General features: G+C 70.6%; 20 protein-coding genes. 6 read left to right on the top strand and 14 right to left on the bottom strand.

Features of this window, described 5'->3' with window-relative positions; genetic code table 11:
* The first annotated feature begins 1 nt into the window (after position 1).
* Positions 2–1,036 carry a methyltransferase gene (locus AB8O64_RS04590; protein WP_370417989.1) on the top strand — a complete coding sequence of 345 codons (1,035 nt, stop codon included), beginning with the start codon at positions 2–4 and terminating at the stop codon, positions 1,034–1,036.
* A gap of 27 nt (positions 1,037–1,063) precedes the next feature.
* Here the strand turns inward: AB8O64_RS04590 and AB8O64_RS04595 are convergent, their stop codons facing one another.
* The 11 genes from AB8O64_RS04595 to AB8O64_RS04645 form a co-directional block, all read right to left on the bottom strand.
* Positions 1,064–1,198 (bottom strand): hypothetical protein, encoded by a 135-nt coding sequence (locus AB8O64_RS04595; RefSeq protein WP_370417990.1) that lies wholly within the window; start codon positions 1,196–1,198, stop codon positions 1,064–1,066.
* A gap of 130 nt (positions 1,199–1,328) precedes the next feature.
* Positions 1,329–1,595: a DUF4235 domain-containing protein gene (locus tag AB8O64_RS04600; protein ID WP_370417991.1), complete on the bottom strand. Its 267-nt coding sequence runs from the start codon at positions 1,593–1,595 to the stop codon at positions 1,329–1,331.
* Entirely contained in the window at positions 1,595–2,029 is a 435-nt protein-coding gene (locus AB8O64_RS04605; RefSeq protein WP_370417992.1) for a DUF3618 domain-containing protein, read from the bottom strand. The genes AB8O64_RS04600 and AB8O64_RS04605 overlap by 1 nt, the downstream gene beginning before the upstream one ends.
* 91 nt (positions 2,030–2,120) lie before the next feature.
* On the bottom strand, positions 2,121–2,669 hold the full coding sequence (locus AB8O64_RS04610) for a phosphatase PAP2 family protein (protein WP_370417993.1): 549 nt from the start codon (positions 2,667–2,669) through the stop codon (positions 2,121–2,123).
* A 64-nt stretch (positions 2,670–2,733) separates the two neighbouring features.
* Positions 2,734–4,614: an ABC transporter ATP-binding protein gene (locus tag AB8O64_RS04615; RefSeq protein WP_370423787.1), complete on the bottom strand. Its 1,881-nt coding sequence runs from the start codon at positions 4,612–4,614 to the stop codon at positions 2,734–2,736.
* Positions 4,615–4,689: 75 nt separating this feature from the next.
* A complete protein-coding gene (locus AB8O64_RS04620; protein ID WP_370417994.1) occupies positions 4,690–5,124 on the bottom strand; it encodes a lasso peptide biosynthesis B2 protein in 435 nt (144 codons plus the stop codon).
* Positions 5,121–5,378, bottom strand: coding sequence for a lasso peptide biosynthesis PqqD family chaperone (locus AB8O64_RS04625; protein WP_365207048.1), 258 nt, complete (start codon positions 5,376–5,378; stop codon positions 5,121–5,123). The genes AB8O64_RS04620 and AB8O64_RS04625 overlap by 4 nt, the downstream gene beginning before the upstream one ends.
* A gap of 76 nt (positions 5,379–5,454) precedes the next feature.
* Entirely contained in the window at positions 5,455–7,299 is a 1,845-nt protein-coding gene (locus AB8O64_RS04630; RefSeq protein WP_370417995.1) for a lasso peptide isopeptide bond-forming cyclase, read from the bottom strand.
* A gap of 25 nt (positions 7,300–7,324) precedes the next feature.
* The gene (locus AB8O64_RS04635; RefSeq protein ID WP_130876455.1) at positions 7,325–7,435 is read right to left on the bottom strand and encodes a keywimysin-related RiPP; all 111 of its coding nucleotides are present in this window, start codon (positions 7,433–7,435) and stop codon (positions 7,325–7,327) included.
* Between the two features lie 393 nt (positions 7,436–7,828).
* On the bottom strand, positions 7,829–9,187 hold the full coding sequence (locus AB8O64_RS04640; protein ID WP_370417996.1) for a phosphatase PAP2 family protein: 1,359 nt from the start codon (positions 9,185–9,187) through the stop codon (positions 7,829–7,831).
* Between the two features lie 314 nt (positions 9,188–9,501).
* Positions 9,502–10,917: a chondroitinase-B domain-containing protein gene (locus AB8O64_RS04645; RefSeq protein WP_370417997.1), complete on the bottom strand. Its 1,416-nt coding sequence runs from the start codon at positions 10,915–10,917 to the stop codon at positions 9,502–9,504.
* A 334-nt stretch (positions 10,918–11,251) separates the two neighbouring features.
* Here AB8O64_RS04645 and AB8O64_RS04650 point away from each other — a divergent pair, with 334 nt between their 5' ends.
* On the top strand, positions 11,252–12,538 hold the full coding sequence (locus AB8O64_RS04650; RefSeq protein ID WP_370417998.1) for a M14 family metallocarboxypeptidase: 1,287 nt from the start codon (positions 11,252–11,254) through the stop codon (positions 12,536–12,538).
* Between the two features lie 25 nt (positions 12,539–12,563).
* On the opposite strand, the gene AB8O64_RS04655 is transcribed toward AB8O64_RS04650, so the two are convergent.
* Entirely contained in the window at positions 12,564–13,730 is a 1,167-nt protein-coding gene (locus AB8O64_RS04655) for a GDSL-type esterase/lipase family protein (protein WP_370417999.1), read from the bottom strand.
* 234 nt (positions 13,731–13,964) lie between these two features.
* Between AB8O64_RS04655 and AB8O64_RS04660 the strand changes: the two genes are divergently transcribed.
* The 3 genes from AB8O64_RS04660 to AB8O64_RS04670 all read left to right on the top strand — a co-directional run bounded on the left by AB8O64_RS04660 (position 13,965) and on the right by AB8O64_RS04670 (position 17,655).
* The gene (locus tag AB8O64_RS04660; RefSeq protein WP_370418000.1) at positions 13,965–15,509 is read left to right on the top strand and encodes an alpha/beta fold hydrolase; all 1,545 of its coding nucleotides are present in this window, start codon (positions 13,965–13,967) and stop codon (positions 15,507–15,509) included.
* 77 nt (positions 15,510–15,586) lie between these two features.
* On the top strand, positions 15,587–16,285 hold the full coding sequence (locus AB8O64_RS04665; RefSeq protein ID WP_370418001.1) for a response regulator transcription factor: 699 nt from the start codon (positions 15,587–15,589) through the stop codon (positions 16,283–16,285).
* Positions 16,285–17,655 carry an ATP-binding protein gene (locus tag AB8O64_RS04670; RefSeq protein ID WP_370423788.1) on the top strand — a complete coding sequence of 457 codons (1,371 nt, stop codon included), beginning with the start codon at positions 16,285–16,287 and terminating at the stop codon, positions 17,653–17,655. Before AB8O64_RS04665 ends, AB8O64_RS04670 begins: the two co-directional genes overlap by 1 nt.
* Here the strand turns inward: AB8O64_RS04670 and AB8O64_RS04675 are convergent, their stop codons facing one another.
* The gene (locus AB8O64_RS04675; RefSeq protein ID WP_370418002.1) at positions 17,656–18,480 is read right to left on the bottom strand and encodes a hypothetical protein; all 825 of its coding nucleotides are present in this window, start codon (positions 18,478–18,480) and stop codon (positions 17,656–17,658) included.
* A gap of 199 nt (positions 18,481–18,679) precedes the next feature.
* Between AB8O64_RS04675 and AB8O64_RS04680 the strand changes: the two genes are divergently transcribed.
* Positions 18,680–19,228 (top strand): GNAT family N-acetyltransferase, encoded by a 549-nt coding sequence (locus AB8O64_RS04680; protein WP_370418003.1) that lies wholly within the window; start codon positions 18,680–18,682, stop codon positions 19,226–19,228.
* Positions 19,229–19,253: 25 nt separating this feature from the next.
* On the opposite strand, the gene abc-f is transcribed toward AB8O64_RS04680, so the two are convergent.
* Entirely contained in the window at positions 19,254–20,888 is a 1,635-nt protein-coding gene (gene abc-f, locus AB8O64_RS04685) for a ribosomal protection-like ABC-F family protein (protein ID WP_370418004.1), read from the bottom strand.
* Between the last annotated feature and the right edge of the window lie 46 nt (positions 20,889–20,934).

Here is a 20,934-nt window from a genome sequence, read left to right on the forward strand (position 1 = left end):
CATGCCCCGCGAAGACACCGCCGCCACGACCACCACCACCGCGGCCGACGCCGCGCTGCTGGTCGACCTGGCCCTGGGCCACCTGGCGTCGGCGGCCCTGCGCACCGCCGTTGACCACCGCATCGCCGATCACCTCGCCGACGGGCCGCTCCACCCGGACGAACTGGCCCGCCGCACCGGGACCAGCGGCAACCACCTGGGCCGCGTCCTGCGGTTCCTGGCCTCCCGCGGCGTCTTCCGCGAGGACCACGGGGGCACCTTCCACCTCACGCCCGCGGCGGCGCAGCTGCGCACCGGCGTGCCCGGCTCCCAGCACCCCGGCATCGTCATGATCACGGACGACATGTACCGGCGGACCTCGGGCGGGCTCACGGAGACGGTACGGACCGGCGAGCCGTCCTTCCCCCGCTTCTACGGTGCCCCGTACTTCGCCTACCTGGAGTCCGACGACGCGGCCCGCGAGGTGTTCGACGCGGGGATGGCCGCCTTCTCCGCTCCCGCCGACGCGCTCGTGGCGGAGGTCTTCGACTTCCCCGGCACCGGCACCGTCGTCGATGTCGGCGGGGGCCGGGGCGGACTGCTGCGGGAGATCCTCGAACGCCACACCGGTCTCCACGGGGTGCTCTTCGACCGTGGGGTCACCGCCGGAAACCACATCCTGGACGTCCCGTCCGTGGCGGGCCGTTGGCGCGTCGAGGCCGGTGACTTCTTCGCCTCGGTTCCCACCGGAGGCGACCTGTATGTCCTCAAGCAGATCCTGCACGACTGGGACGACGCCGACGGCCTGCGGATCCTCCGCTCCTGCCGCTCCGCCATGGCCCCCGGAAGCCGGCTGCTCGTCATCGACCCCCTCATCCCGCCGGGCAACGACCCACACCCCGGCAAGGCCCTGGACCTGGCCATGATGACGCTGTTCGACAGCGCGGAACGCACCCTCGACGACCTGGACGCCCTGCTGTCCCGAGCCGGCCTGCGCCGCACCCGGATCGTCGCCACCCCGTCCCCCACGTCGATCGTCGAGGCGGTCGCCGCGTAACGGCGGGACCCGGCCCGGAATCTCCCGTCATACCGGCCGCCGCACCGGCGCGGGCCGGGCCGCGGTGATCAGGAAGTAGTCGAGCAGGCCGTCGCGGTAGGCCCGCAGGAAGTTGCGGGGCCACGTGCCGACCGCTTCGGGAGCGAACCCCCTCTCGGGCACGGCGTCATCCGAGCCTCCTTTCGGGGCGAGCGAGCCGTGGGCCGGGCCCGCTCGCCATCCCTACCCAGGGGGCCACGCGGCCCGGCCCGGCGCCCGTAGGCGCCGGGCGGCATTCACCCACGGAAGGCCGTCAGCCCGGCCAGGTTCCGGTCAGGCGGTGCACAGCGGTGGCGCCGCTACGGTCGACCGCCGCTTTGACCACCGCGAAGATCGCGCCCTGGAGGGCGGCGGCAATCAGGATCTCCTGCCAGCCGCGGTCCTGGTCCGTGGCGTCGGGGGCGTCTTCGTCGTGCCCGACGGCCGTCCACACCTGTTTGAAGACCGCGCCGGCCACTGCCCCGCTGAGGGCACCGAGCAGCATGCCGACCGGCTTGTAGGCAACCTTTGACGCTTTCATCAGCACCTCCTGCGGCGAGCGGCGACGAACGTGAGGGCGAGCGCGCCCAGCCCGGCGACCGCGAGCAGACCGCGCTTCCCGCGCGAGGCTTCCGCCGCCAGGTATGCCTTCTCACGGACCGGTTCCGGCATACCGTCCTGGATCCTCTCTCCCAGCGTATGGGCAGTCCCGGACAGCTGCCCCATCGTGTGGGCGGCCTTCGCCCGTACCGCCTCGGGAGTCTTTTCCTGTGCGGCGTGCAGCGCCTGGGCAGCCTTGTCCTGCACCTGGCCCTTGACCTTCGCCGCCTTCTGCTGTGCCCGGCGGCTCTTCACATCGGCCTCGGCGGCCAGCGCCTCGACGGTCCGGCCGAGCTCCTCGCGGGTGCCTTCGACCCGCGCGCGCAGTTCCTCCGGAGTGGGGGTGGGCTCGTTGTCCTGCGGGTTGATGGTCATCGGTGGGCCCTTTCCTTCGCGGTCGTGTCACGGCGCGTACCCGAGCCGTGCCCGGCCATTCCCCCCGCTGGATGCCGGGGCCGCCGGAGTTTCACAGGGCGGCACGGAGCAGCAGCCGTGGCGCGCGGTGGACCAAAAAGGCAGTGGTCAGTCCGATGGCGGCGCCGACGGCGACGTCGCTGGGGTAGTGCGCGCCGCTGTGGACACGCTCGAATGCCACCACCGTCGTGGGGACCGCGGCAGCCGCTGCCCACCACGGGGCGGACGCGGCCACGGCGGCGGTGAAGCCCACGGCGGCGGCGGTGTGCCCGGAAGGGAAGGACGACGAATCCGGGCGGTCCTCGACGTCATCGTGGGGGATCAGCTCCGCGGGCGGCCTGCGTCTCTCGTACAGCTGCTTGCACACCGCATTCGCGATCAGCTGCGAGGCGAGCATGCTGACCACCCCCGCCGCCGCTGCCTTGCGCTCCGTACGTCCGCCGACGGCTGTCATGCTCAGGGCCGTTCCCCACCACAGTTTCGTTCCCTCGGCCGCCGACTCGACTGCCGGCAGCACCCGGCGCGCCCCGGCGGAGTCCCAGGAGGCGACCCGGCGGGTCAGTCGGCGGTCGAGGCGGCGGAAGTCGTCGAGAAGGCGCATGGTCGTCAGCTTCCCGCCATCGGCACAGGCCACGCCTGTTCGATTCGCGCGTGCGGCGCGACGCTCAGCGTGTGGGCAGCCGGTCAGCCGGGCCCGTGGCGGTCGTGCGCAGAGTCTGGCCGGCCGCCAGCTCGCGGTAGGTGGCGTTCCGGGCGAGGAGTTCCTCGTGCCGGCCGCTGGCGATGACGTGGCCGGCGTCCAGGACGACGATCCGGTCGGCGTGCTGGACCGTGGACAGGCGGTGCGCGATCACCAGGAGCGCGCATTCCTGGGTGATGTCCTTCAGTACGCGGCTCAGCGCGGCCTCGTTGATGGCGTCGAGATGTGAGGTGGGTTCGTCCAGCAGGAGCAGCGAGGGCCGGGTGAGCAGGGCCCGGGCCAGGGCGACGCGCTGCCTCTCGCCGGCCGAGAGGGTGTTTCCTCTCTCGCCCAGCATGCCGGTCAGCCCGCCGGGGAGGCGGTCGACCACTTGGTGGAGGTTGGTGAGTTCGATGACGCGCCGCACGTCGTCCGGGCTCGCCGTGGGGGCGGCGTAGGTGAGGTTGTCCCGGAGCGAGCCGTGGACGACGTGGGTGTTCTGGTCGACGGCGGCGATGCGGGCCCGGCATTGCGCACGGCTCAACTCGGCTGCCGGCCGGCCGTCGAACAGCAGAGTTCCGGAGTCCGTTTCGTAGAAGCGTGCGGCCAGGGCGAAGATCGTGCTCTTGCCGGCGCCCGAGCAGCCGACCAGGGCGACCTGCCGCCGGTGCGGCACGCTCAGGGAGACGCCTCGCAGGACCGGGCGGCCCGGGTCGTAGCCGAACCACACGTCCTCCAGGGCGAGGGCGGCTTCCTCGTCGCCGTCCCGCGGCGATGCCTTCCCCGCCGGAGTCCGGGGGTGCGTGGCCCGGCGTGCGGACGAGCCCTCGGCGTGACCGGCCGGGGGCTCGACTGCAGGCGCCGGCTTCTCCTGCACGGGTCCCGTGGATTCCGTCGCTCGCGCGGGTCCCGCGGGTGCGGCCTCTCGCGCGGGCCCCGTGGGTTCCGTCCGGAGCGCCAGTGCTGCCTCGATGCGCTGGAAGGCGCCCATCCCCCGTTGGATCAGCCCGACAGCGCGGAAGACCGACGAGAGGGGCACCACCAGGTAGGTGGCGTAGAGCAGGAAGGCCACCAGGTCGCCGAGGGAGTTGGCGTGGCCGTTGACCCGCATGCCCCCGATGACCAGAACGAGCAGGAAGGAGCCGTGCACCGCGAGTTCGACGGCCGGACTCATCACCGATGCCAGTCGCGCGGTCCGGACCCCCGCTTCGTAGGCCGTGTCGACACACCGTCCGATGCGCGCCGCTTCCCGCTCCTCGGCGCGGTGGACCCGCACCATGGGCAGGGCGCCGAGGGCTCGTTCGAGGTCGGCGGCGATCTCCCCCACGGCGTGCTGCATCCGCTCGGCGGCGGCGCGTATGCCGGCCAGCAGGGAGGTGACGACCGCTGCCGCCGTGACGACGGTCAGCGTCACCAGGAGCAGCAGCAGGGGGTCGATCCAGATCATCAGGGCGACGGCTCCCACGGCGACGAGGAAGCCCGTCACCAGATCGACCAACGCCTGGGAGACGACCTCGCGCAGCAGGGTGGTGTCGGCGGTGACCCGGGAGATGAGGTCACCGGTGCGGTGCTTGTCGTACTCCCGCATCTCCAGTCGCAGCAGATGGCTCACCAGACCGCGGCGCAGTCCGCGGACGATCCTCTCCCCCATGCGTTCCAGGACGAAGCGGCCCACCGCGCCTGTCGCCGCCTCGGCGAGGAAGAGGCAGGCCAGGAACAGCAGCGGCCAGGCGATACGGCCGCTTCCCGCCGCGTCCACGATCTTCTTGGCGAGCAGCGGCTGGGCCAGCCCCAGAGCGGATCCCACGAGGGTGAGCACGGTGGCGACGGTCATGGAGGAGCGGTGGCCGGCGGTGAGCCGGAACATCGTGACGACGGCACCCCGTGCCGAACGGTCGCCCTCGTGCCGTGTCTTCCTGTCCACCTTCGCTCCCGGGGTTCGTCACCGGGCCGCCCGTTCCTGGGGCGGCACGGTGATGAGGCGGCTGAAGTAGTCGTCCGGTACGCCCTCGTCGACCGGGTGGCCGTCGATCTCGACCCAGGCGTGCGCGGTGAAGGGGGGCACGACGCGCACTCCGGTGCACCAGGTCGGCCAGGTGCCCCGCAAGCGGCAGAGCAGGGCGGTGGCCAGGGAGCGCGGGAGGCAGCCGCGCGGGCCGGCGCAGAACAGGCTGACCGCGCAGACCGCCTCCCGCGCGGACCTCGCCCGCGCGGCGGAGGCCGGCTCGGCTCCGCGGCGCACGAGGCAGAGCACGGTCCGGATCCGGCGCGGTGGCAGGAGGGAGAGGGCGAAGGCCGCCATCAGAACGAGCCGGGCTGCCAGCCGCCGTCCGAGAGGAACACCGGTCGGCCGGTGCAACGCGCTCGGAGTGGTCATAGGACGACCAGCCCCGCCTGCCGCAACTGGCCGATCAGGGCGGAGACGTCCTGGGCGGCCCGGGGCCGGTCGACCGCGAATTCCGCGACGACCGCGTCGACCGCGTCCGTCTCCCCGCCCCCGTCCATCAGGGTCTGCACCACCAGGGTGCCGGTGGGGTTGAGTTCCCAGTACTGGCCGCTGCGCTGATCGAGCAGGACCGTGCCGTAATCGGTCTTCGCAGTGGAGACATCCTTGGCGAAGCGCACTGCCATGAAGCGTTTCCCTTTCCGCGAGGCACGGTTTCCGCAGGGCACGGTTTCCACGGGACACCGGGGAGATTCCGTCCCGTCAGAAACCGAGGGCTTTCTTCTGCGGAAGATTCCGCAGCCATACTTCGCAGGCGATCGTGGAATAGAGGATGGCGTCCTGGAGCCCCGGCGTCGAAGGTCTTTGGGCCAGCGCCCGCAAAGCGCCGGCGTCCACCAGCCCCCTGCGGGCCAGGTGCGAGTCCTCCCACAGGGCCATCAGGTCGCCCCGGTGCTCGCGCAGACCGTTGGAGGCGTCCATCGAGGCATGTGCCTTGTTGGAACGCTCCAGACACACGTCCGGGACGACGCCGCGCATGGCGGTGGCCAGCAGGGGCTTGTACGTCCAGGGGGTGACGCGCTCGGCGGGATCGACCGCCAGGCATTCCTCGATCACCCGGTCGTCGAAGAACGGTGAGGCCATCGGTACCCCCGCCCGGGCGGCCATCCTGTCCCACTGGCGGACGATCCGCGTGCAGAGCCGGATCTGTTCCAGGTCACCGTGCATGCCGCGGTCGGGGTGAAGCGGCTCGGCCTCCCGGGCGGCCGTGCGCAGGACACGCGTCACCGTGTGTGCCGCCTCGGGGGTGACCCAGTCGAACAGGCGCGGCGGCGTTCCCCAGCCCAGGGCTCCACAGGCTCCGGGCGGGAGCGGGTCACGCAACCGCTCGCCGGCGGAAGCGAGCCACCGCCCGTACGGGCGGGAGTCCGTCAGGACCCGTGCGGTATCGAGGAGCGGCCATTGGAACAGGGTTCTGAAACCGCGCAGCTGCCGCAGGGCGAACAGCGGACGGGTGCGTATCAGGCGGTGGTAGTACGCCTCGGAACACCAGGCCACATGGTCACCGCCGATGCCCGTCAGATGCAGCCGGCTGCCGCGCCGGGCGAGCCCGGGAAGATGGTGCAGCGCCCGTGCCCGGTCCATCACCCCGATGGACGGCTCGTCCATGAGGTCGTCGATGCCGAGCAAGTCGGTGTAGACCAGCGGTGCTTCGTCGGGGTCCCAGACGACGTGCTCGACCTCCGGGAGGAAACCGGCGGCCTTCCGGGCCCAGTGCAGGTCGGTGTCCGCGGGATCGCGGCCCGGCCAGGTGCTGGCCACCACGCGGGCGGGTGAGGCGGCCGCCAGGAAGCAGACCGAGGTCGAGTCGAGACCACCGGAGAGGTCGCAGCTGACCACTCCGCCTTCGCCCGTACGGGCCCGGACGGCCTCCGACAGTGCCTGCCGCACCCGAGGGGCCCCCTCGGCCAGGGACCGTGTCGGTTCGGGCGGCGTCCACCAGCGCGACCGCCTGGCCGTCCTCCCGTCAGGGGCGATGACCAGTGCTTCCTCCGGGGGGACGGCGGTGACGTCGCGCCACAGTGACGTCTCGGACAGCGGGTAGGGGACGGGCCACATCAGCCGGGCGGCGAACTGTTCCTCGTCCAGCCCCGAGCCGATCGCGGCGGCGAGGACATCGGCCCGGGTCCCGGCCGTGTGTACGCCGCCGACCACGGCGTGGAAGACCAGGCGCAGGCCGGACGCGGTCCCCTGCACGCGCGACCGGCCGTCGAGCGTGGCCACCAGATGGAAGCTGCCGGGCAGGCGCCGGGCCAGCGTGTCGAGTTCGGTGAGGTCGCGCATGCGGGCCGCGTGCCGCTCCAGCTCGGCGGGCCGGACCGGGCAGCAGCCCACGACCGCGATCGCGGCCCGGCCCGCGCGGGCCGTGACGATCTCCTGGTCGCTCCACCGGCCGATCAGCCAGGGGCGCCCCGAAGCGTGAGGGAGGGTTCGGGAGTCGGTTCGGGGGAAGGAGCGGGCCGCGGCGAGCGCGTCCGCGCAGTCCGGGAGGACCACGAAGTGCGCGTCACCGGGGCCCACTCCCCCCGTCTCAGAGGACGGTGGCATGGCGTCGAATCTGCCTACCGGCGCCTCAGTTCTTGCTGAGGATCAGACGGTCGTTACCGCTGGACCGCAGGAGTCCCGTCTTCTTGCGGAAGGTGCCGAGCTGGACGAGCGTCGGCGCTTCGTACGCCTTCTTCATGACGTCTCCTCAGAGTCGGTGAACCTGTCGCCCTGACCGATTGGGGGGACCACGTACTCAAGCCCCGAATCGGCGAAACTCGCGCTATTGGATCCGCGAGCCAGGGCATTGAACGTATGAACATACTAGCCACACCCCCGAGAAGGGCCGCAACCCCTCTGAGAAATAGGGCCTCCCATAAATCCAATCAATACCATCGACGGCTACAGGTGGTGCCAGGGTGATTTCCGATCTCTCGCGAGAAGGAAAAACTCGCACGCCAGTGCAGAGAGAAACGGACGCGCATTCATTTTTGGATATCGCATTCGACCTGTCCGCCGCGACGGTGGCCGCCGTCGCGGCCACCGCCATACCCACCGCACCGGCCTTCGCGCTCTTCGCCCACAACCTGACTCACACGAGTTCGGGTTGCCGTTCCGGTTGCTGCCGTACCAGTACGGCCTTCGGCGCCCACAGCCTGGTGGTCCGTACGTAGCCGTAGATCACTGAGGCCGGCGCGAGAAGGAGAAGCGGTCCGAACACCCACGGGTGCTCGGCCATCTCCAGCGGCAGATAGCGATACGACACCAGGAGTGCGGCGAAGACCGTGACACCGTAGGCAACCAGCTGGATTCCCGACCGGTCCCAGCCACGTTCCTGCGAGCGCAGCGCTGCCTCGATCGTGAGCGCGAAGACCACTCCGGCCACGAGATCCACACCGTAGTGGTAGCCGAATCCCAGCGTCGCGCCGAGCGTGGCGATCAGCCAGAACGTGCCCGCGTAGCGCAGAACGCGCGGGCCCTTACGGGAATGAATGAAGATCGCGACAGCCCAGGCGGTGTGCAGGCTCGGCATGCAGTTCCGAGGGGTGATCCCGTCGTACGGCACCGGGTGCGGGGCAGCGATCGGCGGCGGCGTGTTCGGCCACAGGTCGGCCACGGCCCACTGCACGCCGCCGGTGCCGGAGGTGCCCGGGCCGTAGGCGAAGATCGGTCCGACCACCGGGAAGATCATGTAGATGGCCGGCCCGAGGAGGCCGATCACCAAAAAGGTGCGCACCAGATGATGGCTCGGAAAGCGGCGCTCGATCCCGACATTGCGCAGCTGGTACAGCGCGACGACGACCGCGGCCACCGCGAGTTGCGCGTAGACCAGGTCGAGGAGATGGGTGCCGATCGGGCCGGTGGCCTCGAGGATCCGGCCTGCCAGCCACGACGGATTGCCCAGCGCGTGATCGGCGGTCGCCAGGTACGGGTCGAGCACCTCGGGGCGGGTCTTCGCCGTGATGAGCAGCCAGGTGTCGCCCGTCTTGCGGCCGGCCACCAGAAGCAGGCCCAGGCCGACGGCCTGCAGCAGCACGACACGTTCCCGGCCGGTGCGGCGTGTGACAGCGATGACGGCATAACCCAGCATCACCCACAGCGCGCCGTTGCCGAAGAAGTGACCCTCGGGCGTCTCGGCGTCGACCGCCCACCGCACCAGCACGAAGACGACGTCGATGCCGATCGCGGCACCGGCCGCGATGAACCGCTCCCGCCAGGTGAGCGCCACCATCATCAACGCCATACCGGCATACAGCGGCCCCGGCTTGGGGGCGAATATCACCTCTCGCACCTGGGTGGTCATCGGCCCCGGTACGCCGCCGTAGCGACGCGCGGCGATCTCCAGCGTGATGAGGAAACCGAGGGTCACCACGCCGACCGTGGCCCAGAGGATCGCCCGTGGTCGACGCCGCGCGGCGAACGTGGCTCTGCAGTCTATTCGCGAAAACACCCGCGTTACTATAGGTATCAATTGTTTGACCGATTTGTTAGACGTTAGCCGGAGAGGTCACTCTTCGTGACGATTTGCTCTGTTTTCCGGTGAAGTATGGGCGATGAGGACGGTTGTCAAGAGTCCGATCATGCCATCGAGCGGCGCGGGCCTCGCTGGTCACCGGTGGCACGAGGGTCGTCGGGGCGTGCGGAAGTCGAGGCCTCCGGGCCGTGAGCCGGGAGTGAATCCTCTCGCCCATGGCCCGGGGCCTACTCATGCACTGTGACGACCTTCACCTGCGGCCGGCGGCGACCCGCCGCCCGGCCACCCGCTCACGAGGCGTTCATGCCCACGTCCCCGGCCACGAGGGGACGGCGGACCGGGGCCGACGTCGCGTACTGGTCCGCGCCGACGTCACGGGCGCTGCCGCGCGGATGACCGTCGATGTCCTCGGCGACGGACGTGCTCTTCAGCGTCGCCGCTCCGATCGCGGGGCTGCCCGCCGACAGCCGGAACACCCCGTCGGATTCCTGCCGGAGCAGCGGGTCGACCCGGCGGTATCCTCCGGAGGGGATGTTGCCGTCGGACGCCGCGCCCCACAGGATGTTGCCCTGCCAGGTGAATCCGGTGCTCTTCCCCATCGCGACCAGGCTGCCGGCGCTCGCGACCAGGAGGTTGTCAGCGATGACCACATCCTGGGGCGCGTGGTCGCGCCCCTCGCCCGAGAGCGTCCCCTTGTTGCCGACCAGCGTGTTGTGCACGATCACCGCACGGTCGCACGCGTCGTTGCCCCGCCTCTCGCTCTTCGACTCGCCGGAGTGGTGGTCACGGACGGTGCCGCTGCCGATCACCAGGGCACGCCCCGACAGACCGCCGAGGTAGTTGTTGACGACCAGATGGTCGTTCCCGTAGACCCGCACGCCTTCCGTGCCGCCGAGCAGGTAGTTGCCCGCCACGGTGGAACTGTTGCCGTGCCGGAGCACGATTCCGCCACGGCTGTTGCGAATGGTGTTGTACTGGACGGTGTTGTCCGAAGTCTTCACCGAGATGGCCTCGGGGTCTCCGTCGCACTTCTCGAACAGGTTGTATTCCACGATCGCACCGGCGCTGAGCAGTGCCCGGGCGCTGTCGCCGAGCCGGACCGCCTCTCCGCCGTTGTCGCCGGCGAAGCTGTGACCGGAGAAGTGGTTCTTGAACAGGTGCAGCTTCTGAGCGACGGTCTTGTCGTCGGGGCCGTCGAGGACGACGAAAATGCCTTCGGTGGTCCTGTCGTGGAACCGGTTCCGGTCGATCTTGACGTCATTTCCCCGCACGACGACCCAGTCGAGACCGCTGACATCGGCGAACCGGAAGTCATTGCGCGTCAGCCGGATGTTCGACGAATTCGCCGGAATCTCCAGGGTGCTGCTCTGCCGGAAGGCGAAGCCGCTGACCGTGATATGGCTCGAATTACTGAAGACGAAGCCGCGCTCACCCTGCAGCACCACGCCACCGCGCGACTCCGCGACGATGCTGATGGGTGCGTCGCCGGTGCCGTTCTTCCCCGAGACGCGAAGGGCACCCCCCGACGGGACGGTGTACGTGCCGTCGGCCACGACTATGCGATCGCCGGGCACCGCGCGGTCGATCGCCTTCTGGAGGCCGTCCAGGGAGCTCACCGTCACCGGGGCCGCCGAAGCGCCGGCCGGCAGAGCGGCGAGTCCGGCGGCACCCAGCAGGGCGCCGGTGAGGAACATACGTCTTTTCATGATGACTCCTGAGAGAACGGAAATGTACCGGGCTGATCCTTGTGCCCCACCGTGACGTTGCGCAATAGCTGACGGACCGTAACCAGGAACCGCCGCTCGGCCCTTCGCGCTCACCGCCCCTTCCGAGCCCGTTCCGCACCCCTGCCGTGAGGGGGCGAAGAGCGCGGCGGGGACGACAAGTCCGGCGCTCTGTTGCCCAGGAGTGGACCGGGGTACCTTCCGCCCCATGGGCATACGCGCGCAGCAGCCGCATGACGTACAGATGGCTCGTAACAGCGGCCGCATGCCGCCCCGTTCGGCCGGCCGGCCGATCCTGCCCCGAAGGCGCCCGCCGATGACGGCCCGCATCCGCAGCCTCGCCATCGGCTTCACCACCGCCGCTCTCGCCCTGACGATGGTCCAGACACCGGCCCAGGCCGCCCGCACCCCGCACCGCACCGGCTTCGAACTCAGCAACGGGACCCGCTGGACCTCCCAGGCCGAGGAACAGCGCCTCCTGGCCGTCCTCGACCGGTCGAGCGACCGCGTCGCCGTCCGCCGTATCGGCACCACCGGTCAGGGCCGACCGCTCCAACTGGTCCGCATCGGCCCCGCCCATCGCACCGCTGAAACGATCCTTCTCGCCTGCAGCCAGCACGGCGACGAACCCGCCGGCCGGGAAGCCTGCCTCATCCGCATCCGCGACCTCGCCCATGCCAGGGACGCGGCCACGCTGCGCTTCCTCGAACGCACCACCGTCCTGGTCGTCCCCACGGTCAACCCCGACGGCCGCGCCGCGCACACGCGCACCAACGCGGACGGCGTCGACATCAACCGCGACCACATCGCCCTCAAGACCGCCGAGAGCCGCGCCCTGGCCGCCGTCATCCGGGACCACCGGCCCGACATCGTCTACGACCTGCACGAGTACGGCGCCACCCCGCCGTACTACGACAAGGACCTGTTCGACCTCTGGCCCCGCAACCTCAACACCGACCCCCGCGTGCACCGGGAGGCGCAGGCCCTCTCGGCGGCCTATGTGCGCCCCACCGCGCACGACGCCGGGCACAGCACCGGCACCTACGGCATCTGGACCGACCCCGCCACCGGCGACCCCGTCAAACAGGTCGCCGGCGACGGGCAGGAGCGCATCCTGCGCAACACCTCCGGTATCAAGCACGCGGTCGGTCTGCTCATCGAGAGCCGCGTCGACCCGAAGACGGACGCCGAGAAAGCGGACCCGGCCCTGAACAACCGGCGTCGTGTGCGTTCCCATCGCGTCGCGCTCGACGGGATGTTCGCCTTCGCGGACGAACGACGTCGGCACATCGCCTCGGCCACGACCGCGGCGCGCGTCAAAGGCCTCGCCGACCGGGGCCCGGTCCACCTCGGCGGCGCCGACAACGAACCCGCACCCCCTGACCAGACCCTGCCCGACCCGCCCTGTGCCTACCGGCTGACCGCCGAGCAGTACGCGGACACGCGGGACGAACTCGCCCTGCACGGCATCGCGACCACCCCGTCACGCGCGGGCGGCGCACTGGTCCCGCTGCGCCAGCCCCTACGGGCCCTGGTGCCACTGCTGCTGGATGCCAGGGCGTCGTACGAACTCACCGGAGCCGAACCCGTCGACCGCTGCTGATACGTGATCACAGGCAGGCGGCTCCTCAGGCCTGGTCATGCGGCGAAAAGGGCCCGCCGTTCGCGAAGGCGCGGGCGGCGAAGCGCTTGCCCATCCGGCGGTAGGCGGCGGCGGTGGGGTGAAGGCCGTCGGGCAGGTCGTCCGCCTCGTCCGGGCCGAGCAGTTCGCGTCCGTCGAGATAGTGAAGGCGGGGATCGTAGGCCTGCCGGGCCGCCACGATCCGGGCCAGCTCGGCACGGACCACCGTCAACGACAGCGCCCCACCGGCCACCTCGGCCACCTCGCCCAGGGCTGTGAGCTTCCCGTCCGGGCCCTCCACGGCCGGGCCGGGAGCTTCCTCAAGGGCCGGACAGCTCACCGGGGACACCAGCAGCAGCGGGGTGTCCGGGTGCCCGTCCCGGATCGTGTCCAGGAACCCGTGCACCGCCGGGCCGAACGTCCGCAGCCGGAAGGCGGCCCGGCTCACGATGTTGATGCCCACCTTGAGGCTGATCAGGTCGGCGGGCATGTCACGGATCGTCCGGGCGACATACGGATCCAGCATCGCGTTACCCGCCTGGCTGAGGTTGATCACCTCCACTCCCCCGAGCCCGGCCGCCACCACCGGCCATGTGCCGGTCGGTCCGTCGGCCTCGATGCAGTGGCTGATGGAACTGCCGTGGTGCACCCATCGGCGCCGCCCGTCCGGCAACGGCGCCAGCACCTCGCCGTCGGCCCGCAGCGCCACCAGTTCCGTGGGGGTCTGCTGCGGCAGCCACAGCTCGACCGTCTTCATGCCGGCGGGCAGCCCTGCGAACCGTACGGTCCCCGGCTCGCCCGGGATCACCCGCTGCACGGCCCCGGGGCCCGCCATCCGCACCACGTTGCCCACCGGCGCTTGCCGACGCCCGGCCGGCACACCGTCCACCACTAGTTCCAGCATCCCGGTCGGGCGGGGCCGGGGATCGGTGTCGAGCTGTCCCGTGGAGGTGAGTACGTCGAACTCCACCTCACGCGCGTCCGTGCGGAACACCAGCCGCACCCCCGAGGGCATCACGGTCACCCCGTGGACCGACGGGTCCTGGTACTGCTCCTTGGTCCACGCGGGCAACCGGCGAGGCATCACCCCCGCCTGTGTCGTCTCCAGGTCCAGCGCGCCCCGTATCTCCACCGGCCCGCCCACCAGCGGAACCGCCCGCATCGCCACCGTCATCGCTCCCGCCCGGTCCCACTCTCAGGTTCCGGATGCCTGGACGCACCCGCGAGTTCTCCAACGTCGTCCCGACACACCGGCATTCCCCAGGCCGGTCGACGATCCACTACCGACCGGCCGCTCCCGCACCGCTCCCTTTCTTACAGGCTTTTGCCGTCGCTCTGCCGTGCCTGCGAAGTGCGCCCGGCAACGTGGTGCCCGCACCTGAGGAACGCATGGCAGAGGAGAAGGCAAATGACGTACAGGAACACGGCGCGGCGTGCGGGTCTGGTGGTGAGCATGACGGCGGTGCTGGCCCCGGTGCTGCCGTCGGCGACCGCCACCGCGTCCGCACCCGTGAGCGGTCCCGCGGCCACGGTGGCACCCGCCTGGTGCCCGACCGTGGGCGGGCACCAGGCGGACTGCGGCCGGCTGGATCGTCCGCTCGTCGCGGGGAAGCCGGACCTCGGCGCGGTCGAGGTGAGTTACGCGGTCGTACGCCACAGCGCGCCCGGTCCCGCCACGGGCACCGTCGCCGTCAACCCCGGCGGCCCGGGCGAGACCTCGATCGACAAGGCAGAGGCGTTCGCCTGGGGCCTGGAGAGCCTGCTGAAGGACCACGACCTGCTGCTCGTCGACCCGCGCGGCACCGGCCAGTCGCAGCCGATCCCGTGCGGGGTCACCGACGCCGAGTACCGCTTCGGAACGCGGGCCCAGCAGCGGGCCGCGGTCGAGCGGTGCGCCGAGAACCTCGGTCCCAAGACCGCCGGTTACACCTCGGCGGCCACCGCCGACGACATCGACGCGATCCGCGCCCACCTCGGCGTGCGGAAGCTCAGCCTGTACGGACTGTCCTACGGCACGTACCTGATGCCCGTGTACGCCTCCCGCCACCCCGAGCGCGTGCGCTCCATCGTCCTGTCCGGCGCCTACCCCCTCCAGCTCGATCCGCTGGCGCGGCCCAGCGCCCAGGCGGTCTCGTTGAACCTGCACCGGGTGTGCGAGCGCAGCGTCCCCGTCGCGTGTGACGGCAAGCAGGCCGTGAAGGACCTGGCCACCACGGCCGCACGCCTGCGGGACCGGCCCGTCATCGTGCCGATCACCACTGATCACGGCGTCTACACGAAGCAGTTCACCGAGGACAAGCTCGCCAACCTGTTGTTCGAGGCAGCCAGCAGCCAGGTCGGCTTCGAGCCGGAGAAGCCCTCGCTGCTCGGCCGACTGCCCCACGCCCTCCACCGCTTCGTCAAGGGCGACGCCGCGCCGCTGCGGAAATTGGTGCAGGAGGAGGGGAAGACGGGCAGCACGGTGGACCAGGCGCCGTACATCGCGGTCACCTGCAACGACTACCGCAAGGCCTGGTCGAAGGACGCACCGCAGGCCGCGCGGTGGCGCCAGTACAACGCGGCGCTGGCCGCCGTACGCCCCGGTGAGCACGGGGCGTTCAGCGCCAAGGGCTTCACCGAGGGCACCACGGACGCCGGCGACGTGTGCATCGGCTGGCCGCGCGAGAACACCCCTGCCCCGCAGCCCACGAAGCCCGAGCTGCCGGACGTCCCGGTCCTCGTGCTCTCCGGCGACCTCGACGCCAACACACCCGACGCGAGTGGGAAGAAGGCCGCCGAGCAGTTCCGCGACAGCCGGTTCCTCTCGGTCCGCAACATGGGTCACGTTCCCGAGCTGGAGCTGAGCCGCTGTGTCACCGGGGTCTCCTCGCACTTCCTCCGCACCGGCGAGCCGGGCGACACCTCCTGCCTGCGTACTCTCCCGCCGATCACCGTCTCCCCGGTCCGCGGCTGACGGCCGACGTGGTGGCCGCGTACACCACGATTGCGCCACCTTGTCGCCCCGCTTCCGCCACCGACGAAGATGATCACATGACTGAAGACATGGGGCACCGCCGGACGGTGCTGGTCGTCGAGGACGACCCGGGCGTGCGCAGCACCCTGGACCAGTTGCTGCGCTTCGAGGGCTACCGGGTGCTTCTGGCCTCCGACGGTCTGGAGGCCCTCGGCCTCCTGGAGCAGGAGCAGCCCGATCTGGCGGTGGTGGATGTGGTCATGCCGGGCCTCGACGGTCTCGGTCTGTGCCGGATGCTGCGCAGGCGCGGCGACCGGCTGCCCGTCCTGGTGCTGACCGCCCGGCACGAGGTCGGCGACCGGGTCGCGGGGCTCGACGCGGGCGCCGACGACTATCTGGCCAAGCCGTTCGCGACCGAGGAGCTCTTCGCCCGCATCCGTGCGCTGCTGCGGCGCACCGAGCCGCCGGAGGACAGCGGGGCGTTGACGGTCGCGGACCTCACCCTGGACCCCGCGTCCCGGCAGGCGTTCCGCGGGGAGCGGCGGCTGGACCTGACGAAGACCGAGTTCGACGTGCTGGAACTGCTGCTGTGCCACGTGGGCGTGGTCCTCACCCGGTCGCAGATGTACGAGCGCATCTGGGGCTTCGACTTCGACACAACGTCCCGTTCCCTCGATGTCTACATCGGTTATCTGCGCCAGAAGACCGAGCAGGGCGGCGAGCCCCGGCTGATCCACACCGTCCGTAACGTCGGTTACACGATCCGGCCCGCGTGATGCTCCGCACGAAGATCACCGCCGTTGTCGCCGCGGCCGCCGCGCTCGCCATTTCCCTCGCCGCCTTCATGTCGTACCGGGGCGTGAGCGACCTGGTCGCCGACGAGCTCGAGCGGGGCCTCGACGACCGTACCAACACCGTCGTCACCCTCCTCGCCGCCGACCTGACCCCGCCCACCCGGCCGGACATGATCGAGCAGGTCGTGTCCGCCCGGGGTGGGATCAGGCCCCTGGCGCCCGGCCGTGACGCCCTGCCGGTCTCTGCGGACGCGCTGCGCGTGGCCCGGACGGGGAAGGGCGAGAGCCGTGCGGACGTCGTCGTCTCCGGCACCGAGTACGGCATCCTGACCAGGCCGTTGCCCGGCGGCGGGGCGGTGATGGTCGGCCAGAGCTACGAGGGCGCCGCACGCGTCGACCACCGGTCCCTGTGGCGGATCTCCTGGACCACAGCGGCCGCCATCGGCTTCGCGGCCCTCCTCGGCTGGCTCGTCCTCGGCCGAGTCCTGCGGCCGGTCCGCCGGCTGGCCGGCGCCACCCGGCGCATCACCACCACGCAGGACCTCACCACCCCGCTGCCACCCGCCGGATCCGACGAGATCGGCCAACTGACGCACAGCTTCGCGCACATGCTCGCCGCGCTGCGCCGCTCCCGCGCCCAGCAGCAGCAATTGGTCCAGGACGCCAGCCATGAACTGCGCACGCCGCTCACCTCGGTGCGCGGGAGCGCCGAGCTGCTCCAGCGGGCGCGCGGCAGGCTCGACCCCAAGGACGAGGAGCAGATCCTCACCACCCTGGTCACCGAGACCGCCGCCCTCGACGACCTGGTCCGCGAGCTCGTCGAGTTGGCCACCGACCGCTGCACGGAAGAGGAGCCCGAGGCCGTCGACCTGGCCGTCGCCGCGGAGGACAGCGCGCAGCGCTTCCGTCTGCGGACCGGGCGCACCGTCATCGTCGTCGAGGACGACGCGAATCCGCCGGTGCCGGTGCGCGCCCGGCCGCGCGCGCTCCAGAGGTGCATCGACAATCTGCTGAGCAACGCGGTGAAGTTCAGCCCCGAGGGCACCCCCGTCGCCGTACACGTCAGCGGCGGCAGACTGGCCGTACGGGATCAGGGCCCGGGCATCGCGCCCGGCGAGCGGCACGCCGTCTTCGACCGCTTCTACCGTGGCACCAGGACCCAGGCGACGCCCGGGTCCGGTCTGGGTCTGGCCATCGTGCACGACATCATCACCGCCGACGCCGGAACCGTCTTCGCCACCACGGCGGACGGCGGCGGCGCGGAGGTCGGCTTCGATCTTCCGCCCCACGGCCACGTCGGGCCGAACGGCCCGACGGCGCGGAGGCGTTCCTGGAGAGCACCGCGACCTTGATCAAGGCGCTGTGCAGATCACCTGGGCGATGAAGGTGCGGGAGACGTTGTCCCGGTTCACCCCGCGGATCTGCCATCCGCGGACGTCGGGGAGCGCACGGGAATCAGCGATGAAGGTGGCGTTGCCATTGCCTTGGCCCGCACCGCCCGAGGCCACCTGGTTTGCGGGGCAGTTCACCGTGGCGGTGACCTCCCCTCCGGCCGGGACGGTCACAGGAGTACCGAGCCTGTTCTCGTGCGGGACCCCGGAGCAGAGCACGACCGCTTGCATGTCCTGTGTCGCGGTGCCGTTGTTGACCGCCCTGACGTGCCAGCTCTCCTGCGTACTGGAGATGATCCGGGCGGGGACGTCGGTGCCGGTCGTCGTGAAACCGCCGCCGGTGGGGTTCTGCCCGGGCGGGCACCGCACGACCTGGGCCTGGTTGCTGCCCGGAGTGATGATCACCGTGCTGCTCCGGAAGACGCTCTGCGTGAGATCGGTGCAGACGGCGAAGGCCGATCCTGTGCGCTGGACATTGGAGTCGTTACTGAACTTGGCCTCCCAGGCTCTGCCGTTGGGGTTCGACCCGGTCAGCAACAGACCACCTCCGTCGACCACGCCACCGCCCCCGCTCACCTGCTGACCAGCCGGGCAGGTCACCGTGGCCGTCCTGGTCGCATGCGCCGGCACGACGACGGGGGCGCCCTGGACACCGGTGTGAGCCATGGGCGCCTTGGCGGTGGCCTGCTCGGCGGTGCTTGTCATTCCTGCGGTGAGGGCCACTGCGGCGAGGGCCGCCCCTACGGTCTTCCGGGTGAGCTTCACGTTGGCCTCCCGAGCCGTCATGACAGGACCGGCTTCATGCCCGATACCGGCAGATGGACGCATAAATTCACCCGTTCGGGCCTCATGATGCCCAGGAAATTAACACCACAGAGTGATGCTCCGCGGTCTGCGGCAGCCGGATGTGACGGCCGGTCACCGGCTATGACCGAGTGGACCACTCATATGATCTTCCGTTCGGAGAGCCCTCTACCATTGCCCCATGCCCAACCTGCCGTCACGGGTCGAACTGTGCCCGCTCACCCTCGCCGACCAGGACGAGTTCTGCTCGCTCGTGAGGGCCAGCACCGAGCTCCATGCGCCGTGGATCCAACTGCCCGCGACCGCGGAGGAATTCCGTGGCTGGATGCGCCGATTCGACGACGGCACCAACCAGGGCTTTGTGGTCCGCGTTCGGGAGACCGGTGCGGCTGCCGGCATGGTCAACATCAACTCGATCATCCGGGGCCGTTACCAGGGCGCGTCCCTCGGCTATGCGGCCTTCGCCCCGTCCGCCGGGCGGGGTTACATGACCGAAGGACTCACCGTCACTTTGCGGCACGCCTTCAACGACCTGCGGCTCCACCGGCTGGAAGCGAGCATCCAACCGGCGAACGAGGCGTCCTTGGCCTTGGTCGGGCGCCTGGGCTTTCGCTACGAAGGCCTGTCACCCGCCTATCTCTATATCAACGGGGCCTGGCGCGACCACGAACGTTGGTCCATCGCCGCGCCGTCCCCCTGGACGCCCGATCCTTCCCTTCCCGAGATCTAGGTCCGGTCCGCTCAGCAGCTCCGGCTCAGGCGTGCGGTGCCCCCGTCTCCGTCAGCTCGCCGGCGGCGACCCGCAGCCATCGGCCGACGCCGATCCGTGTCAGGAAGCGCTCGTCGTGACTGACCACCACGAACGCGCCGCGATAACACGCGAGGGCGCTCTCCAGCTGGCCCACACCGACCAGGTCGAGGTTGTTCGTCGGCTCGTCCAACAGCAGCAGCTGCGGGGCCGGTTCGGCACACAGGACGCAGGCGAGCGTGGCACGCAGGCGTTCGCCGCCGGAGAGTACGCGCACGGGCAGGTGCGCTCGGGAACCGCGGAACAGGAAGCGCGCGAGCAGGTTCATCCGCTCCGCCTCCGGCCGGTGCGGGGCGAACACCGCGAAGTTCTCCGCCACGGTGCGATCGGGGTCGAGCAGATCCAGACGCTGTGACAGGGAGGCGATCCGCCCGTCGGCACGCTTGATGTTCCCGCTGTCCGGGGTGAGGTCACCGGCGATCAGGCGCAACAGCGTGGTCTTGCCGGCGCCGTTGGGTCCGGTGAGCGCGATGCGCTCGGGCCCGCGGATCGCGAGATCGACACCGGCCCCCGCGAACAGGTTCCGCTCGCCGTGGCGGATCTGCATCCGCTCGCCAAGAATGACGGTGCGTCCGGCGGGGACGTCGGTGTCGGGCAGCTCCAGGACGAGCCGCTGCTCGTCCCGCAGGGCGCGTCCCGCTTCGTCGAGCCGGGCCTGTGCCTCGTGGACACGGGTGGCGTGCATCTGGCCCGCCCGGCCGGCGGATTCCTGGGCACCGCGCTTCATGTTCCCGGCGAAGATGCGCGGCAGGCCGGCGCTCTTGAGGTTGCGGGCGGCGTTGCTCGCGCGGCGATCGGCCCGTTCGCGGGCCTGCTGCATCTCGCGCTTCTCCCTCTTCAGCTCCTGTTCGGCGTTGCGTACGTTCTTCTCCGCGACCTCCCGCTCGGCTCGTACGGCCTGCTCGTACTGGGTGAAGTTGCCTCCGTACAGCCGCATGTCACCGCGGTCGAGTTCGGCGATGCGCTCCATGCGGTCCAGCAGGGCGCGGTCGTGGCTGACGAGCAGCAGACTGCCGTTCCAGTCCGAGAGCACGTCGTAGAGCTTGTGGCGGGCTTCGAGATCGAGGTTGTTGGTCGGTTCGTCCAGCAGGAGCACGTCGGGGCGCTTGAGCAACTGGGCCGCCAGACCGAGGCTGACGATCTGTCCGCCACTGAGGGTGCCCAGGCGCCGGTCGAGGGCCAGATGGCCGAGGCCGAGCCGGTCGAGTTGGGCGCGAGTGCGCTCTTCGATGTCCCAGTCGTCACCGATGGCCGTGAAGTGCTCCTCACTCACGTCACCGGACTCGACGGCGTCGATGGCACGGATCACCGCGTCGACACCCAGGACCTCGGCCACCGTCGGTTCACCGACCAGGGGGAGGTTCTGCGGGAGATAGCCGATCAGGCCGTGCGCGGTCAATGACCCTGCTGCGGGGCGCAGTTCACCGGCGATCAGCTTCAGCAGGGTGCTCTTGCCGGAACCGTTGGGTGCGACAAGGCCCGTGCGGCCGGCGCCGAGGGTGAAGGACAGGCCCTCGAAGACCGGGGTGTCGTCGGGCCAGGAGAAGGTGAGCTGGGAGCAGATGACGGAAGCGTCGGACATGGAGATGACCTCATGAGGGAAAGAGGGCAGGCCGCTCCACGAGGAA

This window comes from Streptomyces sp. QH1-20, from assembly GCF_041283565.1.
GTDB classification, from domain to species: domain Bacteria; phylum Actinomycetota; class Actinomycetes; order Streptomycetales; family Streptomycetaceae; genus Streptomyces; species Streptomyces syringius.